Annotated in this window: 19 protein-coding genes and 1 tRNA gene; 12 read left to right on the top strand and 8 right to left on the bottom strand. The window is 42.8% G+C overall.

Annotated elements, in window-relative coordinates; genetic code table 11:
- Window positions 1–107: 107 nt before the first annotated feature.
- A complete protein-coding gene (locus tag P2W82_RS12980; protein ID WP_336516322.1) occupies window positions 108–1,283 on the bottom strand; it encodes a thiolase family protein in 1,176 nt (391 codons plus the stop codon).
- 143 nt (window positions 1,284–1,426) lie between these two features.
- On the opposite strand from P2W82_RS12980, the gene P2W82_RS12975 reads away from it, so the two are divergent.
- The 3 genes from P2W82_RS12975 to P2W82_RS12965 all read left to right on the top strand — a co-directional run bounded on the left by P2W82_RS12975 (window position 1,427) and on the right by P2W82_RS12965 (window position 3,757).
- Window positions 1,427–2,479 carry a quinone-dependent dihydroorotate dehydrogenase gene (locus tag P2W82_RS12975; protein WP_336516321.1) on the top strand — a complete coding sequence of 351 codons (1,053 nt, stop codon included), beginning with the start codon at window positions 1,427–1,429 and terminating at the stop codon, window positions 2,477–2,479.
- Window positions 2,480–2,555: 76 nt separating this feature from the next.
- Window positions 2,556–2,720: a hypothetical protein gene (locus P2W82_RS12970; protein WP_336516320.1), complete on the top strand. Its 165-nt coding sequence runs from the start codon at window positions 2,556–2,558 to the stop codon at window positions 2,718–2,720.
- A 215-nt stretch (window positions 2,721–2,935) separates the two neighbouring features.
- A complete protein-coding gene (locus P2W82_RS12965) occupies window positions 2,936–3,757 on the top strand; it encodes a TerC family protein (RefSeq protein WP_336516319.1) in 822 nt (273 codons plus the stop codon).
- Between the two features lie 37 nt (window positions 3,758–3,794).
- Here the strand turns inward: P2W82_RS12965 and P2W82_RS12960 are convergent, their stop codons facing one another.
- Window positions 3,795–4,514 carry an RsmE family RNA methyltransferase gene (locus tag P2W82_RS12960; protein ID WP_336516318.1) on the bottom strand — a complete coding sequence of 240 codons (720 nt, stop codon included), beginning with the start codon at window positions 4,512–4,514 and terminating at the stop codon, window positions 3,795–3,797.
- 22 nt (window positions 4,515–4,536) lie between these two features.
- A complete protein-coding gene (gene dnaB / locus P2W82_RS12955) occupies window positions 4,537–6,084 on the bottom strand; it encodes a replicative DNA helicase (RefSeq protein ID WP_336516317.1) in 1,548 nt (515 codons plus the stop codon).
- Window positions 6,085–6,545: 461 nt separating this feature from the next.
- Between dnaB and pheT the strand changes: the two genes are divergently transcribed.
- Both pheT and P2W82_RS12945 read left to right on the top strand, forming a co-directional pair.
- Complete coding sequence (gene pheT, locus P2W82_RS12950) at window positions 6,546–8,972, top strand: phenylalanine--tRNA ligase subunit beta (protein ID WP_336516316.1); 2,427 nt, start codon at window positions 6,546–6,548, stop codon at window positions 8,970–8,972.
- A gap of 2 nt (window positions 8,973–8,974) precedes the next feature.
- Window positions 8,975–9,265, top strand: a complete 291-nt coding sequence (locus P2W82_RS12945; protein ID WP_336516315.1) for a hypothetical protein — start codon at window positions 8,975–8,977, stop codon at window positions 9,263–9,265.
- On the opposite strand, the gene P2W82_RS12940 is transcribed toward P2W82_RS12945, so the two are convergent.
- On the bottom strand, window positions 9,266–9,520 hold the full coding sequence (locus P2W82_RS12940; protein WP_336516314.1) for a hypothetical protein: 255 nt from the start codon (window positions 9,518–9,520) through the stop codon (window positions 9,266–9,268).
- A 110-nt stretch (window positions 9,521–9,630) separates the two neighbouring features.
- Between P2W82_RS12940 and P2W82_RS12935 the strand changes: the two genes are divergently transcribed.
- The 6 genes from P2W82_RS12935 to P2W82_RS12910 all read left to right on the top strand — a co-directional run bounded on the left by P2W82_RS12935 (window position 9,631) and on the right by P2W82_RS12910 (window position 15,198).
- A complete protein-coding gene (locus P2W82_RS12935; RefSeq protein WP_336516313.1) occupies window positions 9,631–9,918 on the top strand; it encodes a cell division protein ZapA in 288 nt (95 codons plus the stop codon).
- Window positions 9,919–10,105: 187 nt separating this feature from the next.
- Window positions 10,106–11,674, top strand: coding sequence for a ribonuclease Y (gene rny / locus P2W82_RS12930; RefSeq protein WP_336516312.1), 1,569 nt, complete (start codon window positions 10,106–10,108; stop codon window positions 11,672–11,674).
- An 86-nt stretch (window positions 11,675–11,760) separates the two neighbouring features.
- A complete protein-coding gene (gene rplS, locus P2W82_RS12925) occupies window positions 11,761–12,114 on the top strand; it encodes a 50S ribosomal protein L19 (protein WP_336516311.1) in 354 nt (117 codons plus the stop codon).
- A gap of 126 nt (window positions 12,115–12,240) precedes the next feature.
- Window positions 12,241–12,462 carry a Sec-independent protein translocase subunit TatA/TatB gene (locus P2W82_RS12920; RefSeq protein ID WP_336516310.1) on the top strand — a complete coding sequence of 74 codons (222 nt, stop codon included), beginning with the start codon at window positions 12,241–12,243 and terminating at the stop codon, window positions 12,460–12,462.
- A 47-nt stretch (window positions 12,463–12,509) separates the two neighbouring features.
- On the top strand, window positions 12,510–13,949 hold the full coding sequence (gene gatA, locus P2W82_RS12915; protein WP_336516309.1) for an Asp-tRNA(Asn)/Glu-tRNA(Gln) amidotransferase subunit GatA: 1,440 nt from the start codon (window positions 12,510–12,512) through the stop codon (window positions 13,947–13,949).
- Between the two features lie 106 nt (window positions 13,950–14,055).
- The gene (locus tag P2W82_RS12910) at window positions 14,056–15,198 is read left to right on the top strand and encodes a lytic transglycosylase domain-containing protein (protein ID WP_336516308.1); all 1,143 of its coding nucleotides are present in this window, start codon (window positions 14,056–14,058) and stop codon (window positions 15,196–15,198) included.
- A 10-nt stretch (window positions 15,199–15,208) separates the two neighbouring features.
- Here P2W82_RS12910 and P2W82_RS12905 read toward each other — a convergent pair whose 3' ends face one another.
- The 4 genes from P2W82_RS12905 to P2W82_RS12890 form a co-directional block, all read right to left on the bottom strand.
- On the bottom strand, window positions 15,209–16,435 hold the full coding sequence (locus tag P2W82_RS12905) for an anthranilate synthase component I family protein (protein WP_336516307.1): 1,227 nt from the start codon (window positions 16,433–16,435) through the stop codon (window positions 15,209–15,211).
- Between the two features lie 63 nt (window positions 16,436–16,498).
- The gene (locus P2W82_RS12900; protein ID WP_336516306.1) at window positions 16,499–16,948 is read right to left on the bottom strand and encodes a hypothetical protein; all 450 of its coding nucleotides are present in this window, start codon (window positions 16,946–16,948) and stop codon (window positions 16,499–16,501) included.
- A 92-nt stretch (window positions 16,949–17,040) separates the two neighbouring features.
- The gene (locus P2W82_RS12895; protein ID WP_336516305.1) at window positions 17,041–18,303 is read right to left on the bottom strand and encodes an adenylosuccinate synthase; all 1,263 of its coding nucleotides are present in this window, start codon (window positions 18,301–18,303) and stop codon (window positions 17,041–17,043) included.
- Between the two features lie 140 nt (window positions 18,304–18,443).
- Entirely contained in the window at window positions 18,444–20,714 is a 2,271-nt protein-coding gene (locus P2W82_RS12890; RefSeq protein ID WP_336516304.1) for a RelA/SpoT family protein, read from the bottom strand.
- 115 nt (window positions 20,715–20,829) lie between these two features.
- Here P2W82_RS12890 and P2W82_RS12885 point away from each other — a divergent pair.
- A tRNA-Leu gene (locus P2W82_RS12885) sits at window positions 20,830–20,911 on the top strand.
- Window positions 20,912–21,107: the final 196 nt, after the last annotated feature.

Here is a 21,107-nt window from a genome sequence, read left to right as displayed (position 1 = left end):
CTCATCTCTAATAAAAAGAACGTCAGAACAATGATAATCATATTTTTTTTAAAACCGTGCCCAATCAGGGGATAAAAAAGTACGTATTCGTCAGAGTTGGCTGGTTACTAAAACCGCTCGATAATACCCGCAATTCCCTGTCCTCCACCCACACATGCTGTGACGATACCATATTTCCTGTGGAGTCTCCGGAGATCCCCTAATAACTGAATAGTAAGTTTACACCCCGTACATCCCAATGGATGACCCAGTGCGATTGCACCACCATTGATATTTACAATTTCAGGATTCAGTTCAAGTTTTCGGATAACCGCCAGCGATTGCGAGGCAAACGCCTCATTGAGTTCTATGAGGTCGATCTGATCCAGGCTCATTCCCGCTTGTTTTAACACCTTGGGTACAGCTTCCACCGGCCCGATGCCCATGATACGGGGATGCACACCCGCAGATGCTGCGTTAACGAGCCTTCCGATTGGCTGAAGACCCAGTTCTTTCACCATATGCTCACTCATCACTACCACAAAAGCGGCACCATCACTGGTTTGCGAAGAATTTCCCGCTGTAACCGTACCATTCAATGCAAATGCTGGTTTTAGTTTTCCAAGCGCCGCCAGATTCGTGTCAGCACGAACTCCTTCATCTGTATCAATTACAAATTCACGCTGCTTTTTCTTTCCTTTTTCATCAAGGTACGTTTCATTCACTTTGACAGGTAAAATTCCCGGTTTGAAAAATCCTTTCTCAATTGCGTTCAAAGCTTTTTTATGTGAATTCAACGAAAATTCATCCTGGTCTTCACGACTCACATGGTATTCTTTCGCCACCGCTTCTGCTGTAAGCCCCATACTCAGGTAATAATCAGGTTCTTCACTGGCTATCGAATAAGCAGGTACGGTCTTCCATCCTGCTGTTGGTACCATGGTCATACTCTCAACACCACCGGCAATGATACAATCCGCCATTCCGCTCCTGATCTTGGAAGTAGCAATGGCAATGGTTTCCAGGCCCGACGCACAGTAACGGTTAACCGTCATTCCGGGAGCCTGTATTCCAACCGCTCTGGCAGCAATAATTCGTCCCACCTGTAATCCTTGCTCAGCTTCGGGTACAGCATTTCCTACAATCACGTCATCCACCCTTTTTGGATCAAGTTGCGGAACAGAAGCAAGTAATCCACGGATCACATCCACCGCAAGATCATCCGGCCGTGTAAACCTGAAACCACCTCGTTTGGATTTTGTTACCGCTGTTCGAAAACCGGCAACTATATAGGCATCCTGCATAACATTGAGTTGAAAAGTAAATAATCTTAGGTGTTTAAAGTTAATCAAATTTCCTGAAACTAGTTGCATTAACAACTATTAATTCAGCCTGTTTCACAGCTTCTATTTTATGCCGACTTTTCCATTTCTTATCTTCGCCACCCATGTATCAATTCATCAGAAAGTGCCTGTTTTTCTTTGACCCGGAAAAGGTTCACTATTTTTCAATGGATGTTTTGGGGGTAATCGCTAAAATCCCTTTTGGAAAGAAAAGACTGCAGAAATCATTTGATTATAAAGCCGATGGACTTTCGCGTGAAGTTTTTGGATTGCATTTTAAAAATCCTGTTGGGCTGGCTGCCGGATTTGATAAAAATGCCCTTTACCTGAATGAGCTTGATGCATTGGGGTTTGGATTTGTTGAAATTGGGACGGTAACACCACTTCCACAGGAGGGAAATGAAAAACCCCGCCTTTTCCGTTTACCTGGAGATAAAGCCATCATCAACCGGATGGGTTTCAACAATTTCGGTGTGAAAGCTGTTGTTGAACAACTGAAAAAATGGAAACTGAGCCGGAAAAAATCGGATTCGGATGCTATGATCATCGGCGGTAATATCGGAAAGAATAAGGTAACGTCTAACGAAGAAGCCTGGCGTGATTATGAAACATGCTTTATTGCTCTGTATGACTATGTTGATTATTTCGTTGTGAATGTTAGTTCGCCAAATACCCCCGGGTTACGTGAACTGCAAGAGAAAGAATCGCTTCGAAAAATACTTTCACATCTCCAGGCCATCAACAGAACGAAAATTTCACTGAAACCACTATTGTTAAAGATCTCTCCTGATCTTTCCGAAAGGCAGCTGAACGATATTGTTGATCTTGCCATGGAATTACAACTCGACGGAATTGTCGCAACAAATACAACTGTCAGTCGCGAAAAGCTGTCATCTACTCCTCCCGCTGAAATTGAAAAAATTGGCGCTGGTGGTCTGAGTGGTAAACCCGTAAAAGAGAGGTCTGATGAAGTGGTAAGATATATTCACAGTAAAACCAAAGGTAAAATTCCGGTGATCGGTAGTGGAGGCATTTTTACAGCGGAAGATGCAAAAGATAAATTCAATGCTGGCGCGGAATTGATACAGGTCTGGACAGGATTTATTTATGAAGGACCAGCAATCGCAAAAAATATTTGCAAGGGCCTGGTTAAATAAATACTACCGATATCCGCCTTTCAAAAATGAGAGCAGTACCATTGGAAAAATCTGTAACAAATATTGTACGCAGAAGATGCAAAGAAAAACCATTGCTTATTTCGCAGAGGAACCAGCGTTTGAAAACAGCCGGGTCTATGATGAAAAAGGAATAGTTGGAGGTATTTCAAAAGGTGATGTCGAATTGTTTTTTGCAGAAAAAGACAGGGCTGTCCGGGCACCGGACTTTGTATTATTGTAGATAATGTGTATCCGCATTGTCAACAGATCAGGAGCGTGGATGCGATTACCTTGGACGGTCCGGTAAGCCAGGAATGGAATGTGTGCGAAATGTATGCAGAAGTACCTGACAAACATGTCATCCGCTTTGGACACCGCATACACTGCGATTAAATTATCTTCAGACGCTTGCCGGTATTATTTTTTAAGTAACGAATTCAAATATTGTTTTCATTCATGGAACATTTATTAACGACAGACGCGGTAATCAGCTTAATAACACTAACACTCCTGGAAATTGTACTCGGTATCGATAATGTGATCTTTGTATCTATCCTGATGGGGCGTTTGAAAGAAAAACAGAAGCTGAATGCCCGCAGAATTTGGATGATCGCAGGTATCATTGTTCGTATTCTATTATTGCTGGCCCTGGGATGGTTGGTAAAAAACGGCAACAGGGAATTGTTCGGTCTCAACTGGGGCGACAGGCATATCGGATTTAATCTGCGCAACATCATCATGTTTGCTGGTGGTCTTTTCCTTTTATATAAAACGGTAAAAGAAATTCATGCAAAACTGGAAGGTGAAGAACCTGAACTGCAAGGCACGAAGAAAACGGCCGCATCATTCGGTTCAGTGATTGGTCAGATCATTATTATTGATATGGTTTTTTCTTTCGACAGTATCATTACTGCTGTTGGTATGGCGCGTCATGTGGAAGTAATGATGATTGCGGTGGTGATCGCCATGTTCATTATGTTTTTCTTTGCTGAAAAAATCTCCAACTTCATTCATAAGCATCCGACATTAAAAATGCTGGCGCTCTCCTTTTTACTCATGGTTGGTTTCAGTTTGTTCTTTGAGGGAGTAGAGCCAATTCATGGAAGCCATATCGACAAAGGGTATATCTATTTTGCAATGGCGTTCTCGTTTGGTGTTGAATTACTCAATATGTGGATGCGGAAAAAATCAAGGTCAAAAAACCCTGTGCAGCTCCGGGAGCCAAAGCCTGTGGAATCTGAAAAAGAATTAATCGGCAGGGACGACAAAGCACATTAACGTTGAACTTTAAGACAGAACGTGAAACGTTAAACGTTTACTGACCCAGTAAGATAAGTGTAACAGCGGCGATGGCCGCTGTTTCTGTTCTCAGGCGATTGTCACCCAGAGTCACAGCTTCAAATCCGTGGTTGATGGCAAGTTCGATCTCCTCTTCCGTAAAATCCCCTTCGGGCCCGATCAGAATTTCCGATTGTGAAGCAGGTTTGAATGATCGGAGTTGCTTTGTAGCATCAGGAAGGCAATGCGCGATATATCTTCTGCCAGGAAAGCCGGTTTTGAAAAACTGATCAAAAGCCTGAGGCTCCTGCAATTCAGGTAACCAGAATTGTTGCGACTGGATCATCGCACTGATAAGTATATTTTTCATCCGGTCGGCCCGGAAATGCTGACGTTCGGTCCGTGCGCAAATCAACGGTACAATTTTGTGGACACCGAGCTCGGTTGCTTTTTCGAGAAGCCATTCAAAACGGCTCGCATTCTTCAGAAGAGAAACCGCGAGCGTGAGCTGCTTTGAAGGTCGTTCTGTATGGGAAACGGATTGAATTTTTACATCGAGATTTTTCTTCCCGGTTTTAATGATGACCGCATTTGCTTTTGATCCTTTCCCATCAGTCAATTGAAGGATTTCATTTTCCCGCATGCGCAGCACCGTAAGTATATGCCTGGCAGTTTCATCGGGAAGGGAAACAATATTCCACTGAACAGGTATTTGTTCCAAAAAGAAAATGGGAATTGCATGCGCTTTAGGTTCCACGTTACACGTTTAACGTTCTACCTTAAAAGGGTTCATCGTCATCAGAAAGATCGTTCATCTTGCTGCCTTTCTGGATAAACAATCTCGCATTATCATCGTCTTTCACTGGTTTCCAGTTGCCCTCGCTCATACCCAGCCCGCTGAAATCGTCTTCTGGTGCGTCGATGAACTTTTGAATATGCAGCAGGCCCTTAAGTTTAATATTTTCTAATGAACCATTTCTATGTTTGGCAATTCGGACATAGGTTTCACCTTTTACACTTTCTCCCATTTCGTTACTGGTAAGCCCGTGGTATTCCGGCCGGTAAAGAAACATTACCATGTCAGCATCCTGTTCGATGGCACCGGATTCACGAAGGTCACTCAGTTGTGGAAGGTTCTTTCCGTCTTTTCTTTTTTCGACCTCACGGGAAAGCTGACTCAATGCAATAATAGGAACCTGTAACTCTTTTGCTAGCCCTTTAAGGTTTCGTGAAATAGTACTGATCTCCTGCTCACGATTGGAATTACGATTATCACCACCACCACTCATCAACTGCAAATAGTCGATGATAATGATACCAATATTGTGTTTGCTTTTCAACCTGCGGCATTTTGCACGCAATTCAAAGATGTTCAGCGCCGCAGTGTCATCAATAAATATCGGTGCTTTTGAAAGTGGTTGAATGCCTTTTTTATACAGCTGCTGCATTTCATGTTCTTCCATTCTTCCACGCGCAATCTTCTCCAGTAAAATTTCGCTTTCAGCCGAAAGAATTCGTTGTACCAGCTGAGCCGAGCTCATCTCAAGGCTGAAGAATGCAACGGGCGTTGGTTTAGTCGGATGCATCGCAGCATTACGGGCAAGGTTGAGCGCAAATGCCGTTTTACCCACGGATGGCCTTGCTGCAAGAATCACAAGGTCAGAATTCTGCCAGCCATAGGTTACTTTGTCAAGCGAATGGAAACCTGTAGGAACTCCAGTAATATCTTCCTGGCGATTGCGCATATCATCGATGCGTTTGATGGTTTTCATCAACACAACATCGATCGAATCAAAATTCTTTCGAAGGTGATTATTCGTTATTTCAAACAACCTGCTTTCAGCTTCATCCAGCAAATCAAAAACATCAGTTGAATCCTCATATGCATCGCTGATCGTCTCACCGCTGATACGGATCAGTTCTCTCTGGATGAACTTCTGGAGGATGATACGCGCATGCGTTTCAATATTTGCCGAAGAAACAACCGCATTTGTGAGTTTGGACACATAAAAAGCGCCGCCGACCATTTCAAGCTCTTCCCTGAATCTTAGTTCCTCCACAACAGTAAGCAAATCGATGGGCATTGATTTTTGAGCCAGGCCCATCATCGCGCTGAAAATGCGCTGGTTAGCATCAACATAAAAACATTCTGGCTTAAGAATCTCAACCACAGTGTCAAAAGCACTTTTCTCTAGCATTATTGCTCCCAGTACAGCATCCTCTAATTCCCGGGACTGGGGTGGAATTTTCCCAAAAACGAGATTATTAAAGTCAGGAGCGTTTTTTCTTCTGTTTTTTCGGTCGCGGTTTAAATTAGTTAAATCCATTTAAATCTATAAGGAAAAAAGGTTAAGTAAGGTTTTATAGTCCCCGCGATTCATTTCACCCAATTTCATGTTAAGGGAATATTATCGCAATGAGGACGGCGAATGTAATTCCCAAAAAACCTCCCGGAATTAAATTCTGCTATCAATAATTAATCACAGCGAATCCACAGGAATATACACCGGTTTTCCGTGTTTATGCACAAATTTCCGCAGTGATATCCACAAATAAAAAAAAATAACACCACGAATATTGTTTAATGCACATCGGATGTGATAAAGTTTTTATCTCAATTTTCTTGGCGGACAATAAGTAACCACAGTATGGAGTTTCAGCCCGTTTTGAACATTTTAAACCTGAGAAAATTCAGTATTAACAGGCCTTTGACAGGGTTTTGACCTTATCCCTGACAGATAGCTGAGCTCATCTTATCTTTGCCGCTTTATAAAATTGACCACTACAAATGACTATTTCATGTAATTGGCTGGCAGAATATCTTCCTTTGACATTATCCGCAGAAAAACTGGCTCTGATATTGAATTCTATCGGGCTTGAAGTAGAAGGTGTTGAAAATTTTGAAGAGATAAAAGGTAATCTTGATGGGCTGGTCATCGGGGAAGTACTGGAAGTAAGCAAACATCCGAATGCGGATAAACTGAGTTTAACGAAAGTCCGTACCACTCCAGGCACGGAGTTACAAATCGTTTGTGGTGCACCGAATGTGGCGGTAGGACAAAAAGTAGTTGTTGCACAGGTGGGTACTACTATTTATCCACTGAAAGGCGATCCGCTGACGATGAAAAATGCAAAGATCCGCGGTGTTGAAAGCCAGGGTATGATTTGCGCAGAGGATGAAATCGGAATTGGAGAATCGCACGCAGGTATATTGGTATTGCCTTCGGAACTGGAACCCGGAACAGCTGCAAAAGATTTTTTCAAACCTTATAGTGACACGGTTATCCATATAGGTCTCACGCCTAACAGAAGTGATGCAATGAGTCATATGGGAGTAGCGAGAGATGTGTGCGCCTGGTTAAATCACCATGAAAATGGCAATTATGAAGTGGTAAAACCTTCTATCACAGAACTTACACCTTTAAGCAATACGGTATCCGTTAACGTTAGTGTCGAAAATACAGCTGATTGTCCAAGATATTCTGGTATCGGGTTTTCATCATTTCATTCAGGTGCTTCGCCACAGTGGATGCAGCAGCGTTTGAAAGCAATCGGAGTACGACCGATAAGCAGTATTGTAGATATCACGAATTACGTTTTACATGAAACCGGACAGCCTTTACACGCATTCGACGCTGATAAAATTTCAGGCAGCAAAATCATAGTAAAAAATCTTCCGGAGGGAACCGAGTTTGTTAGCCTGGATCAGAAGATCCGGAAATTAAGTGCAGAAGATCTGATGATTTGTGATGGTGACAGCAATGGAATGTGTATCGGTGGCGTTTTTGGCGGATTGAACAGTGGTATCAGCAATAGTACAACGAAGATTTTTTTGGAAAGCGCCTGGTTTAATCCGGTATCCATCCGCAAATCTTCTTTCAGACATAATTTAAGAACGGATGCAGCTCTGCGTTTTGAAAAAGGTGTTGATATCGGGAATACTGTGGAGGTTCTTAAAAGAACTGCGTTTCTTTTACAAACTATTTGTGGTGCTGAAATTGCTTCATCACTGACAGATATATACCCGGCTCCGAAATCAAAGGAGACTATTCATTTTACATATGCCTATCTGAAAAAAATCAGCGGGAAGAATTATTCCGCTGATGCAGTTCGCAGGATACTGGAAAGTCTGAAATTTGAAATTATTGAATCAGGTGAAACTGGAATTCGCGTTTCCGTTCCATTGCATAAGACAGATGTTTCACTTCCCGCAGATATCGCTGAAGAAATAATGCGCATCGATGGTTTTGACAATATCGCCATCCCGCAAACAATTACCATAGCTCCTTCTATTGAAAGCGCCGCGTTAAGCATGCTTACAAAAGAAAAAACCGCTGCTGTTCTGTCTGGATTAGGTTTCAACGAAATCCTAAACAACTCAATTGCGAATAGCGCCTGGTACACCGATGATGAATTGACGAATTCGGTGAAGATGATGAATAACCTTAGTGCTGATCTGAATATTCTGAGACCATCGATACTGGAAACCGGTCTGCAGACTGTTGCACATAACCTGAACAGGAAGAATAACCATCTTCGTTTGTTTGAGTTTGGCAAGACATACGGCACTTCGGCGAAGGCCGTTTATTACGAAGTGGAACATTTATTATTGATGGTTTCAGGTCAGCTCGAAGACAAGACCTGGAAAGCCCCTTCGTCTGCCGCTGACTTATATTATCTGAAAGGAATTATCCAGGCTCTTGCCACACATTCAGGTCTGGATTCGGTTCAGTTTATTCCCGTTGGCAATGGAAATGCTGATCAGTTGAATGGCTTTATTGGAAAAACACAGGTACTCACACTTGGAGCAGTTGAAAGAAGCAGGTTGCAGATGTTTGATATCAGACAGGATGTATACTATGCTGATGTCCTGTGGGAGAAATGGCTGTCAATTGCATCTGCAGTAAAAATAAAATTCAGAGAGATTTCGAAATTCCCAGCTGTCAATCGCGACCTTGCATTTGTTGTGCAAAAAGATCTTCCTTACCAGTCGATCGAAAAAACTGCACGTTCTTTGTCAATAAAAAAATTAAAAGAGATCCGGTTGTTCGACCTTTTCGAAAGCGATAAATTAGGAAAGGATAAAAAATCGATGGCAATGAACTTTGTTTTCCAGGATGATGAAAAAACCCTGACTGATCAGGAAGTGGAACAGTTCATGGCTAAAATCATCGGTATATTTGAAAAGGAACTTTCAGCACAGATCCGCAGATAACCATGAGTACAATTTCACCTTCGCAACAGGCAGAACAGGTACAGGCAAAGGTTGCCCGGCTGATAAAGCAATATAAAGCCCTTGAAAAAGAAAATACCAGGCTGAAGTCGGAACTAGGTCGTGTGCAGGATGCGGAAGAACACATCAGGCAACAGAACCGACAACTGGAACAGCAGCTCAATGTAATCCGGGCTACTGGTACAGGCGACGAAACGGCAAGAAAGGAGCTGGAAAAGCAGCTCAGTTTCTATATCCGGGAAATTGATAAATGTATTTCAATCCTGGCGCAGTAATCAAACCCGTTTCACCATTTGCATCTTATGCTCTTCACCACCTTGCGAAAAAACAAGAGTGTAGATTCCATAAGGCAGATGATCGAGGCCGCTCCAATGATAACTCATTATTCCTTTGGGAATAACAGTGTCAAGTTTGCTGCAAATACTTCCTTCTTCATTCTGAAGTTCAGCATGCAATGACGATGAAGTGGGTTGGGTGAATTCAAAGACAACACTGTCGATGAATACAGGAAATTTAGGTCGGACAATCATGAGGATGGTTTTTGGATTTAAAAAACTGGGTTAATCAAACTTCTTTCCTGAGCCTTGGGAGGGGATGCTACCGTTAATGAGTTATTAAATATAGGGTTAAAATTTTTAAGATGCAAGAACTGATTCCAATAAATGTTACCATCGGCGACCGCGCTTACAGAATTAAAATCAATGCACAGGATGAGGAAAAAGTGCGTATGGTTACCAGGAAAATCAACGACCAGTTGCTGCAGTACAAAACCGGTTTTGCGGGTAAAGACATGCAGGATTATATCTCAATGGTCTTACTGTGGTTTGTAACCGAACAACAGGATGGCAATCTTAATCCTGAACTGGTAAAAGTTGGAGATCAGCTTAAGCAATTGGATGCTCTACTTGACCAGGCCCTTGAAGGCTAAATACTGGTTTTCAAGAATTTAGTATATTCTCCACCTGGTAATTCATTCCTGCTTCCTCCCTGATGCAGGCCTAACCGAAGTTTTTATTGTCTGCTTTGCGTAACGTATCTTCGCTGGTTAACAACTTAAAAATTCCGATTTTTCCAAAGGGAGCTCCCGGCGGAAGAAACATAAAACAACATTATTAATGGAAATGACCCAGATTTTACCAATCATAGTTGGTGTGGTGGCGTTGGTGGCGGGGCTGATAGCAGGTAAATTTATTTTCGCCAAGAATACCGCATTGAGGGTTCAGGAAGCTGAACAGCATGCTGAAAAAATTCTCTCAGAAGCTAAACTTGCCGCCGAAACACTTAAAAAAGAGAAACTGCTCGAAGCCAAGGAAAAAAATGTACAGTTAAAGGCTGAGCACGACAAAGAGATCCTGGAAAAAAACAGGAAAATAGGTGACGCTGAAAACAGGATCAGGCAGAAAGAACAAAGCCTGAACCAGAAAACTGATAACCTGGATAAGCAGATCAAGGAGAATGAGACGATCAAGGAAAACCTGAACCGCCAGATCGAAGTAATCAATCAGAAAAGAAACGAACTGGAGAAACACCAGGAAGAGCATATCCGTCGCCTCGAGAAAATTGCCGGCTTAAGTGCTGAAGAAGCTAAGGCTCAGCTGGTGGAAAGTTTAAAGCAGGAAGCGCACTCCCAGGCGCTTTCACTGCAACAGGAAATCATCGAAGACGCACGCCTGAAAGCAAACAAGGATGCAAGGAAAATCATCATCCAGACCATCCAGCGTACTGCAGCGGAACAAACCATTGAAAATACGGTGACCGTTTTCAACCTCGAGAGCGATGAAATCAAAGGTCAGATCATTGGTCGCGAGGGAAGAAATATCCGTGCAATTGAAGCTGCTACTGGGGTAGATCTGATAGTTGATGATACTCCTGAAGCAATAGTACTATCGTCTTTTGATCCTCTCCGTAGAGAGATTGCACGTTTATCACTTCAACGACTGGTGGCCGACGGAAGAATTCACCCGGCAAGAATCGAAGAAGTAGTTGAAAAAACAAGGAAACAGATAGAAGAGCAGGTAATGGAGATTGGCGAGCGAACCGTGATAGAATTGGGTATTCACGGTCTTCATAAAGAACTGGTCCGGGTGGTCGGTAAAATGAGGTTCCGTTCTTCTTATGGCCAGAATCTTCTTATGCATAGTCGGGAAGTAGCCAATCTGTGTGGAATTATGGCTGCGGAACTCGGCCTGAATCCAAAACTGGCAAAAAGAGCAGGTCTTCTCCACGACATTGGTAAAGTACCGGATGAAGAAACTGAATTGAGCCATGCTCTTCTCGGAGGCAAACTTGCTGAAAAATATGGTGAGAACCCTGCTGTGGTAAATGCGATCGCCGCTCATCACGATGAAACGGAAATGCAGTATGTGATTTCTCCTATCGTACAGGCTTGCGACGCCATCAGCGGTGCAAGACCGGGCGCGCGCAGGGAGATCATGCAGCAATATATCCAGCGCATAAAAGACCTGGAAAACCTTGCTCTTACCTATAATGGTGTAGAAAAAGCTTACGCAATCCAGGCCGGACGCGAACTCCGGGTGATCGTAGAGGCTGATAAAGTAACGGATTCCGATAGCGAAAAGCTGAGTTTTGATATGGCCCAGAAGATCCAGACAGACATGACTTACCCCGGACAGATCAAGGTAACTGTAATCAGGGAAAAACGTACTGTCAACGTTGCCCGTTAATAATTGATCTTATCAAAGGAAACCGGTAAGAAATTTTGTGTCCGAAACAAAATTCCCTACCTTTGCCGTCCTTAAAAATACAGGATATGAATTCCGCAGTAGCATATATACATGAACAACTGACCACTTCTAAAACTTTCCCCCGCTTCAAAGCAGGTGATAATGTTACGGTCAATTATAAGATTATTGAAGGTAACAAGGAGCGTATCCAGAGCTTTAAAGGTGATGTGATCAAACGCCAGGGCGACGGTCATACAGCCACTTTTACTGTGAGAAAAATATCTGACGGTGTCGGTGTAGAAAGGATTTTCCCTGTTTCTTCTCCGAATATCGAATCAGTGGTGTTGAATAAAGCAGGTAAAGTGCGCAGGGCGAAATTGTATTTCCAGCGCACACGTAGCGGTAAGAGCGCACGTATCAAGGAAAAAAGGGTTAAATAAAAACTTTTTTGAATCATACTTCGTAAGTTATTGAGGAACCGTACGGTTCCTTTTTTTTATATTTAAATTAAGTGTACCCGGGATATTTAATTGCTTAAATTTGTCCAAAGCTTAAAAGCAAGAATTATGTTACCCAATAGTATTTTCCTGTTATCGATGCCTGGTGGAATGGAGTGGGTCATTATCATAGTGGCCGTATTAATCCTTTTCGGTGGAAGAAAAATTCCTGAATTCATGCGCGGCCTCGGCAGAGGTATCAGAGAGTTCAATGATGCCAAAACAAATGTGAAAAAGGAAATTGAAGAAGGCATGAACGAAGAAAGACCAAAAGCTGAGGTTAAACCTTAAGTTTGTTTCTTCCGGTTAACTACACTATTCTTCGCCTTATCTGATCCTTGTATTCACACAAGTCAATACAGCAATTTCTCAGTGGAATTGAAGAGCAAACTATTGATTGCACCTCAGTTGTAAAGCATTATTTGGCCCGGATAGAAGAGTACCGGCACCTGAACGCTTTTATTGATGTGTTTGCTGATGAAGCATTGACTCGTGCTGCGGAATTGGATAATAAGAAAAAAAAGGGCCTTCCATGCGGAAAGCTTTTTGGTGTGGTGGTCGGTATAAAAGATGTGATCTGTTATAAGGACCACCACATCTCGGCTGGTTCGGCTATACTTAAGGGTTTTACCTCACTATATAGCGCAACCGCAATTGAAAGATTGCTTGGTGAAGATGCCATCATCATCGGCAACCTGAATTGCGATGAATTTGCCATGGGCTCCTCCAACGAAAACTCCGCCTATGGTAACGTACTCAACGCCCTGGACCCAACCCGGGTGTCAGGAGGAAGTTCCGGTGGTTCTGCAGTAGCTGTTCAGGCAGGTTTATGCATGGTCAGCCTGGGTAGCGATACTGGCGGCTCTGTAAGGCAACCCGCTGATTTCTGCGGAGTTATAGGCTTCAAACCCGGCTATGGCCGGATATCCCGGTATGGCCTTATTGCCTATGCTTCCTCCTTCGATCAGATAGGAATCTTCGGAACAAATATCGAAGATATTGCGCTCCTCGTCGAAATCATGGCCGGCCCGGACGAGTATGATAGCACGGCTGCCAGAAAGCCGGTTCCTGCCTTTTCGCAGCTTTTAAAAGATACCAAAAAGTTCAAAATCGCCTACTTCCCACAAAGTTTAGCACATCCATCCCTGGATCCGGAAATTGGCATGGCAATCCGCGACCATCTGAAGATGCTTGAAAAGGAAGGGCATACCGTTGAACCGGTCGATTTCGAACTGCTGGATTATATAGTGCCTGCCTACTATATACTAACTACGGCTGAAGCAAGCTCCAATCTGGCTCGTTATGATGGAGTTAAATACGGCACCAGAACCAAAGAACTTGTTAACAATCTGGATGAGTTTTACCGAAAATCCCGCTCACAAGGCTTTGGAAAAGAGGTAAAAAGAAGGATTATGCTAGGTACTTTTGTGTTGAGTACCGGCTATTATGACGCCTATTACACAAGAGCTCAGCAGGTCAGGAGGCGTATAAAAGAACAGACTGATCTGATTTTCAAACACTTTGATATTATAATTCTACCCACTACACCTGCTCCGGCATTTCGGTTTGGGGAAAAGAGCCATGACGCTGTGGAAATGTTCCTGGCTGACTTATTTACAGTTTTCGCCAACCTGGCCGGAATTCCGGCAATTTCATACCCCCTTTCCAAGCACTCGAATGGCATGCCTTTTGGTATACAGGCTATGACAAATCAGTTCGAAGAATTATCTTTACTTCAGTTCTCCAATTTGTCCTGTCATCCTTCCGGTACACTATGAATCCCTCCGTTATACTATGAATACCATCTGGGTTTAACCCAATGGTTGGTTTGTCATCTTCATGATTGCCTTCCTGTACCTCTCGAAAACTAAAAAAATGAAAATCATGAAACGATTAACACAATTCGTCGTTGTGCTAATTCTTGGCGTGACCGTAGTGAGCTTTCAAAGCTTTTCTCAGGACGCATCATCCGAAGCCCGGAAAGAATTAGTAATTGCTGTACCCGGAGGCACCGTTCGCGACTCGCTGAACATCGATCCGGTTATCCATGATTCTAAAGAAAAAGCCATTGTTAAATCCTCTGAATCCTATAAAACCGCTGTAACTGCTTCAGTTATACCGAACCTGATTACGCTGCATCCGATGGCAGTATCCTTCGTTAAAGGATATATGTCAGAAAACACTTCCAGGCTGGAAAAAATGCGTTCGACCGGGATTTCCAATTTCAGAACCATCGATAACATTCTTGGAAAGTACAGGCTTCCCGAAGGACTGAAATACCTGGCCGTTATTGAATCTGATTTGAAATCAACAGCTCTTTCACGCGTGGGTGCCCTTGGTCCATGGCAGCTGATGCCAGAAACTGCACGTCTTCTCGGCTTAAAAGTCGGCAAAGGACGCGATGAAAGAAAGGATCTCTATAAGAGTACCCATGCAGCAGCTAAATACCTCCGTGATCTTTATTCCGAATTAGGTGATTGGCTCCTGGTGGTCGCTGCTTACAATGGCGGACAGGCAAGAGTTGAATATGCAATCAGAAAGAGCAAGAGTCGTGATTTCTGGAAATTACAACATTATCTTCCCGCTGAAAGCCGTAACCACGTTAAGAAATTCATCGCCACTCATTATATAATGGAAGGTCAGGGAGGAGTTTGTACCGTAGGGGCAAACAGTAAATACGACTTCAACGCAGTCGATTCCTCGTTGATGGCAAATACAGAAACTACTGTGATCAGCGGAAAATACAATTCAGCTATTCTGACAAAATCGATTGAGATGGATATCAATCTTTTCAATCAGCTGAATCCACGATTTGATGCTTCTGTGATGGCAAATCCATTCACTTTGCGTTTACCGGCAGACAGAATGCAATTGTTCAATGCACGTAAAATGGAAATCCTGAATGAATCAGTGCTGTTTCTCCTGACCAATTCGTCAGGCGAAGAACAGAACAGGTATCCAAAAGAGATCAGCTTTTCACCGGCAAATGAATCCGGAATTAACTCAAAATCATCTCTTAAAAAATAACTTCAGTTTATTAAGCGGGGGCCAATGCTTTAAGCATGGCCTCTGCTTTTAGTAAACATTCCCTGTATTCCAGCTCAGCATCACTGTAAAATGTAATTCCAGAACCGGCAGGAAGTGAGAGGTAGCCGTCAGCTGCATTATACAATAGGCTCCTAATAACAACATTGAAGTCAGCATCTTTCTCAGGACTGATATATCCAATGGCTCCGGAGAATAAACCTCGCCTGCTTTTCTCGTAAGCAGCGATAAGTTCGATTACACGTTTTTTCGGTGCACCCGTCATCGATCCCATCGGGAAGCTGGCTTTAAAAATGTCTGTAATCGAAGTTTCCTGAATCAACTGACCGCTGATGGTTGAAATCATCTGGTGCACCTGGGGGAAGCTGTATACTCCGAAAAGTTCATCAACCTTCACCGTGCCTTCTTCACAGACTTTTGCAAAATCATTTCTGACCAGGTCAACTACCATCACGTTCTCCGAACGATCTTTAGCACTGTCTCTAAGCGCCTGTTTGCTTTTGATGTCTTTCAACTGATTGGATTTATCTCTTGGTGCTGTGCCTTTGATGGGCTGAGAAATTATTTTATTTCTCTCTTTACGAAGATATCTTTCAGGGCTGGCGCACATCAGATACTGATCATCATAGCGGTAAAACCCTGAAAACGGATTCGGAGAAACAAGCCCCAACTGATGATAAACAGAGAATGGATCAATTTCGGCATTCTCAGCAAAAAACTCCAGGCAATAATTAATTTCGTAACAATCGCCGCGTACAATGTGTTGACGAAGAAATTCGATTGCAGCCACATACTCTTCTTTGCTCATCCGCTGTTCCACATTAACCTGTTTGCTCACCAAAGAGAGTTTTGGGAAATTTTTGATCTGATTGAAAATCGCCTCATGATCTTCATTAAAACTTCCAATAGTTATCTGATGCGAATCAAGCCTGATCAATATTTCAGGTACGAAAAAAAACAATCCTGGAAATTGTACACGAAGCGGAAAGTTACCTGAAACATGAAACAGATCTTCACTAAGGTCGTAGGACAAATGACCGAAAATCCAGTCATTCTCGGCTTCGATAAACTTCTCAGCGGTATTAAGATCCTGGTCTCCGGGATTCATTCTTTGTTTTACTCCGGCACCGCAAAGGCATTCGGTCGAATGCCAGGGAAGGTTGTATTCATGATTGTCCAGGAAACAAAAAATGCTGAACTGTTTTAAATAGTTCAGCATTTGCTGTTTAATAGAAGAAAAATGAGTTATCGGAAATGATCGGTATGAACGAATCATTTTATTTTAAAAATCATCATCGTCATCATCAAATCCTCCGGAATCATCAAAAAGTCCCATATCCTTGAATTCATCATCGATGGCGAAATCATCATCTTCTTCCGATGCACTTCCGCCGCCGCCTTTTTTAGGTGCTTTTTTACCAGTGGATTTAGGAATATCGAATTCATCAAAATCCGGATCCCAATTGTCTTCCTCTTCAGGTTTTTCCCAGTCATCCGCAGCTTCTTCATCATCGCCATCATCATCGTCATCCTCATCAGATTTAGATTTTGATTTTCCTGCTGCTTTACCTTTCGCAACCGGTTTGTCATCCTCTTCATCCAGATCGTCATCATCCTCCTCCTCTTCTTCAACCTTTTTCGATTTAGAAGATGCCTTTTTTGACTTTGAATCTTCAGCGGGATTCACTTCTTTGTCTGTGCTGGTTTTCTTTATTTTCTGAGATTTTGCCATACGATTGCAAAATTAACCACGTAAAATTTCTGAGAGTTTTTTAATTAGCCAAATATTTTTTCAGAATATTCCTGCAATATATTTTATTGATTTCAATTACAAATTAACTGATCGCGACCGGGTCCGTTCGAGATATGACTGACAGGCACGCCAAGGTAATCTGTAATGTGATGGATATAACTCCGCATCGTTTCCGGTATTGTATCCATCGACTTAATTGCCGTAATATCTTTATTCCAACCTTTGAATTTTTTATACACAGGCTCGATGGACATTTTGGTCATCTGGTATGGTACCTGTCTGGTCTCTTTTCCGTTAATCATGTACGATTCACAAACATGTAATTCTTCAAAAGCGTCAAGTACATCAGCTTTAGTCATCACCACCTTCGTTACACCATTGATCATGCAGGCAAAATTCAATGCTACCAGGTCAATCCATCCGCATCTGCGAGGCCTTCCGGTGGTAGCTCCGAATTCATTTCCTACTTTTCTTAGACGCTCACCGGTTTCATCGTGCAATTCCGTAGGGAAGGGACCGCCGCCAACTCTTGTGCAATAGGCCTTGGTAACGCCGATAACTTCCCTGATCTTTTGTGGTGCAATGCCAAGGCCTGTACAAACGCCTGCTGAGATCGTGTTTGATGAAGTTACAAAGGGAAACGTTCCGAAATCCACGTCAAGCATACTGCCCTGCGCACCCTCAGCCATGACTTTTTTACCGTTGCTGATTTTTTCGTTAATGAAGTATTCTCCATTAACGATTTTCAATTGGCGCATAAAATCCAGCGCTTCAAAAAACTCTTCCTCCCAGGCAGAGATATCTTCCTGGAAACCGAATGAATCCAACATGCGCTGATGTTTCAGCCGCAGTTTTATGTATTGGGTCGTAAAGTTTTTGTCAAGTAGATCCCCTACTCTTAAACCGTTTCTTCCCGTCTTATCCATATAGGCCGGTCCGATCCCTTTTAAAGTGGATCCGATCTTTGATTCGCCTTTTGATAATTCAGAAGCTTTATCCAAAGCGCGATGTGTTGGCAGAATCAGATGAGTACGATCAGAAACAAAAAGATTTTTTTTGCAATCAATTCCAAACGCTGCCACTTTCTTTGATTCATTCTGCAACGTTACTGCATCGAGTACAACACCATTCCCGATTAAATTGATCGTATTCTCATGAAAAATTCCGGAAGGAATCTGGTGCAACACGATTTTTTCTCCATTTACATAAAGCGTATGTCCCGCATTCGGACCACCCTGGAATCTCGCGATAATGTCGTAAGAAGGCGCAAAAAAATCAACTATCTTTCCCTTCCCTTCATCTCCCCACTGTAAACCTAAAAGTACATCAACCATTCTGGCAATTTTGTATAGTAAAGGCCCAAAAGTAATAGAATGCCGGGAAAGGAAAAATATTTAGAAAATGATCGAAATGAAAGAATATTACCTATCTGAAATAAATCGGAAAAATCAAAAATATTCAGAGGGAATTTAAATCAGATTTTGTCGGTATTATCCAACTTAGCGGCTTCAGCATCATATCGCTCCACTGTATTGATTCCCTGAAGCTGTTTTAACCGCTGTACAAGTTTATCCAGTTCATCTTTGTCGTGAACATATAATCTGATATTGCCATGGAAAATTCCATCGGCCGCTTCCACCGTTATGGCATTGATATTTATTTTCAGATCACCGGAAATCAGGTTGGTGATTTTACTGATTACGCCGACATCATCAAGACCGGTTATTTTCAAACCTGTCAGGAAAGAAATTTCCTTGTTTTTTGCCCATTTGGTTTTCACCACCCGATGTCCAAAATTCGCCATCAATCTTGCTGCATTCGGGCAATTCGTTCGGTGGATAATCAATCCCTTACCCGTCGAGACAAAACCAAACACATCATCTCCGGGTATTGGCTTGCAACAGTTTGCCAGTGAATACATTATTTTGTCACCCGACTCACCAAAAATAATAAGCTCCGCATCTTTTTTCGGAAGCGTCTTGGAAATATCAAATTCCTGTGTTTTGGCTTCTGCTTCCGGGCGGTGAGGTTTTGGCGCTTCGAGCCTGTCACCCAATACCTGGAAATCTTTCAGCTCTTTCAGATCGATGGTTTTGATGGCGATCCTGTAAAAGAGATCTAACGGCGATTGCAGTTTGTAAAATGCAGTGATCTCTTCTATATTTCCGTTGCTGAATGCGGCACCGAGGTTTTCCAGCTTACGTTGCAAAACATACTTTCCATCATCAGCTACTTTTCTTTTTTCTTCTTTCAGCGAATCTTTTATCCTGGCCCTTGCCTTGGCTGTTACCACCATGTTCAGCCAGTCTTCTGTTGGTTTTTGCTTGTTCGAAGTGATGATTTCGATCTGATCACCGCTGCGAAGTTTGTGACCAATGGGAACAAGCTTATGATTGACTTTTGCGCCAATGCATTTGGTACCGATCGCACTGTGGATATGAAAAGCAAAATCAAGCGCAGAAGATCCTACCGGCAACATTTTCACGTCACCTCTTGGCGTATACACATAAATTTCTTCCGCAAGAAATGAAGTTTTAAAATCCTGCAGAAAGTCAATAGAACTCATGTCCTGGTTTCCTAAGGCTTCACGTATCTGGCCAAACCATTTATCAAATCGATCTTCGGGCCCACCACCTTCTTTATATTTCCAATGCGCAGCAAGTCCTTTCTCCGCAATTTCATTCATGCGTTTGGAGCGAATCTGCACTTCCACCCATTTTCCCTGCGGACCCATCACCGTTGTATGTAAGGCTTCGTATCCATTGGACTTCGGATTACTCAGCCAGTCGCGTAAACGTTCCGGTGCCGGGGTATACATATCCGTTATGAAAGAATATACTTTCCAGCAATCTTCTTTTTCGCGTTCCGGTGGTGCGCTTACAATAATTCTGATAGCAAAAAGATCATACACCTGTTCAAAATCGACCGCTTTCTTTTTCATCTTGTTCCAGATCGAGTGAATGGATTTTGGCCGGCCATAGATCTGAAAGTCAAAGCCGGCACGATCCATTTTTTCCTTGATCGGCTTGATGAACTCGTTGATATACCTTGTACGTTCCCGTTTTGTTTCCGCCAGTTTACGCGCTATTTCACGATAAATATCCGGTTCGAGATATTTCATCGAAAGATCTTCCATTTCAGTTTTAATCGTATACAAACCCATCCTGTGCGCAAGAGGCGCATATACATAAACCGTTTCAGAAGAGATCTTCAACTGCTTCTCCAGCTTCATGCTGTCCAATGTCCGCATATTGTGGAGGCGGTCAGCAAGTTTGATCAGGATTACCCGGGGATCATCAGTAAGCGTTAAGAGTATCTTTTTAAAATTCTCCGCCTGCTGACTGGTATTGGTATCCACTACATTGGAAATTTTTGTAAGCCCGTCGATGATTCTGGCTATTTCACTTCCAAATTCTCTTTCAATATCTTCCAGCGTAAGATCTGTGTCCTCTACTGTATCATGAAGTAAAGCGCAGATACTGGATCTGACACCCAAGCCGATCTCTTCCACACAAATTCTTGCAACTGCCAGGGGATGAAAAATATACGGTTCACCGCTTTTTCTGCGCATGGTTTTATGCGCATCCACAGCCATTTCAAATGCAATGCGTATAAGCTCCTTGTCGCCCGGTTTTAATTTAGGTTTAAGCTCACGTAAAAGGGCACGGTACTGCCTTACGATCTCCTTCTTTTCCTGCTCTTCTGTAAGGTTATATTTCGGCTGAACCGATGTAGTTGAGGGCATATTCATTCTATTCAAATTTAATGAAAATCGACCGTATTGTACTTTTATAGCAGGAATCCAGTACCTTTGCTGCCCTTTTTGAAGCAAAAGGAACGTTAAACGTTAAAAAGCACAGGCGGGTGTGGTGAAATTGGCAGACACGCCAGACTTAGGATCTGGTGCCGCAAGGCTTGGGGGTTCGAGTCCCTTCACCCGCACATTTTTCGGGATTATTTCAAATTTGCCGCGGAAATAATCCGGCTACTCACGCAATCCCATTCGATTCGTAAATATCGGTTACTGCACTAATTGACCGGTTCCAACCTTCTGTATTTCATAAAATACGATCAGGAAACCCGATGAACTCTTCCCGCCGAATGGCCGCAGCATTTCATAAAAGCATACTCTTCAGAA

Origin of the sequence: Pollutibacter soli, from assembly GCA_029269725.1 — a bacterium.
GTDB lineage: Bacteria > Bacteroidota > Bacteroidia > Chitinophagales > Chitinophagaceae > Pollutibacter > Pollutibacter soli.
Note: the sequence above shows the minus strand (reverse complement) of the source record. Positions and strands in the feature narration are given on the sequence as shown.

Coding starts and splice junctions, on each gene's coding strand:
- dnaB (WP_336516317.1), bottom strand. CDS start 6,084: ATGGATTTAACTAATTTAAACCGCGACCGAAAAAACAGAAGAAAAAAC.
- P2W82_RS12945 (WP_336516315.1), top strand. CDS start 8,975: ATGAGTACAATTTCACCTTCGCAACAGGCAGAACAGGTACAGGCAAAG.
- P2W82_RS12920 (WP_336516310.1), top strand. CDS start 12,241: ATGTTACCCAATAGTATTTTCCTGTTATCGATGCCTGGTGGAATGGAG.
- pheT (WP_336516316.1), top strand. CDS start 6,546: ATGACTATTTCATGTAATTGGCTGGCAGAATATCTTCCTTTGACATTA.
- P2W82_RS12975 (WP_336516321.1), top strand. CDS start 1,427: ATGTATCAATTCATCAGAAAGTGCCTGTTTTTCTTTGACCCGGAAAAG.
- P2W82_RS12935 (WP_336516313.1), top strand. CDS start 9,631: ATGCAAGAACTGATTCCAATAAATGTTACCATCGGCGACCGCGCTTAC.
- rny (WP_336516312.1), top strand. CDS start 10,106: ATGGAAATGACCCAGATTTTACCAATCATAGTTGGTGTGGTGGCGTTG.
- rplS (WP_336516311.1), top strand. CDS start 11,761: ATGAATTCCGCAGTAGCATATATACATGAACAACTGACCACTTCTAAA.
- P2W82_RS12905 (WP_336516307.1), bottom strand. CDS start 16,435: ATGCTGAACTATTTAAAACAGTTCAGCATTTTTTGTTTCCTGGACAAT.
- P2W82_RS12970 (WP_336516320.1), top strand. CDS start 2,556: ATGCAAAGAAAAACCATTGCTTATTTCGCAGAGGAACCAGCGTTTGAA.
- P2W82_RS12900 (WP_336516306.1), bottom strand. CDS start 16,948: ATGGCAAAATCTCAGAAAATAAAGAAAACCAGCACAGACAAAGAAGTG.
- P2W82_RS12890 (WP_336516304.1), bottom strand. CDS start 20,714: ATGCCCTCAACTACATCGGTTCAGCCGAAATATAACCTTACAGAAGAG.
- P2W82_RS12895 (WP_336516305.1), bottom strand. CDS start 18,303: ATGGTTGATGTACTTTTAGGTTTACAGTGGGGAGATGAAGGGAAGGGA.
- P2W82_RS12910 (WP_336516308.1), top strand. CDS start 14,056: ATGAAACGATTAACACAATTCGTCGTTGTGCTAATTCTTGGCGTGACC.
- P2W82_RS12940 (WP_336516314.1), bottom strand. CDS start 9,520: ATGATTGTCCGACCTAAATTTCCTGTATTCATCGACAGTGTTGTCTTT.
- P2W82_RS12965 (WP_336516319.1), top strand. CDS start 2,936: ATGGAACATTTATTAACGACAGACGCGGTAATCAGCTTAATAACACTA.
- P2W82_RS12980 (WP_336516322.1), bottom strand. CDS start 1,283: ATGCAGGATGCCTATATAGTTGCCGGTTTTCGAACAGCGGTAACAAAA.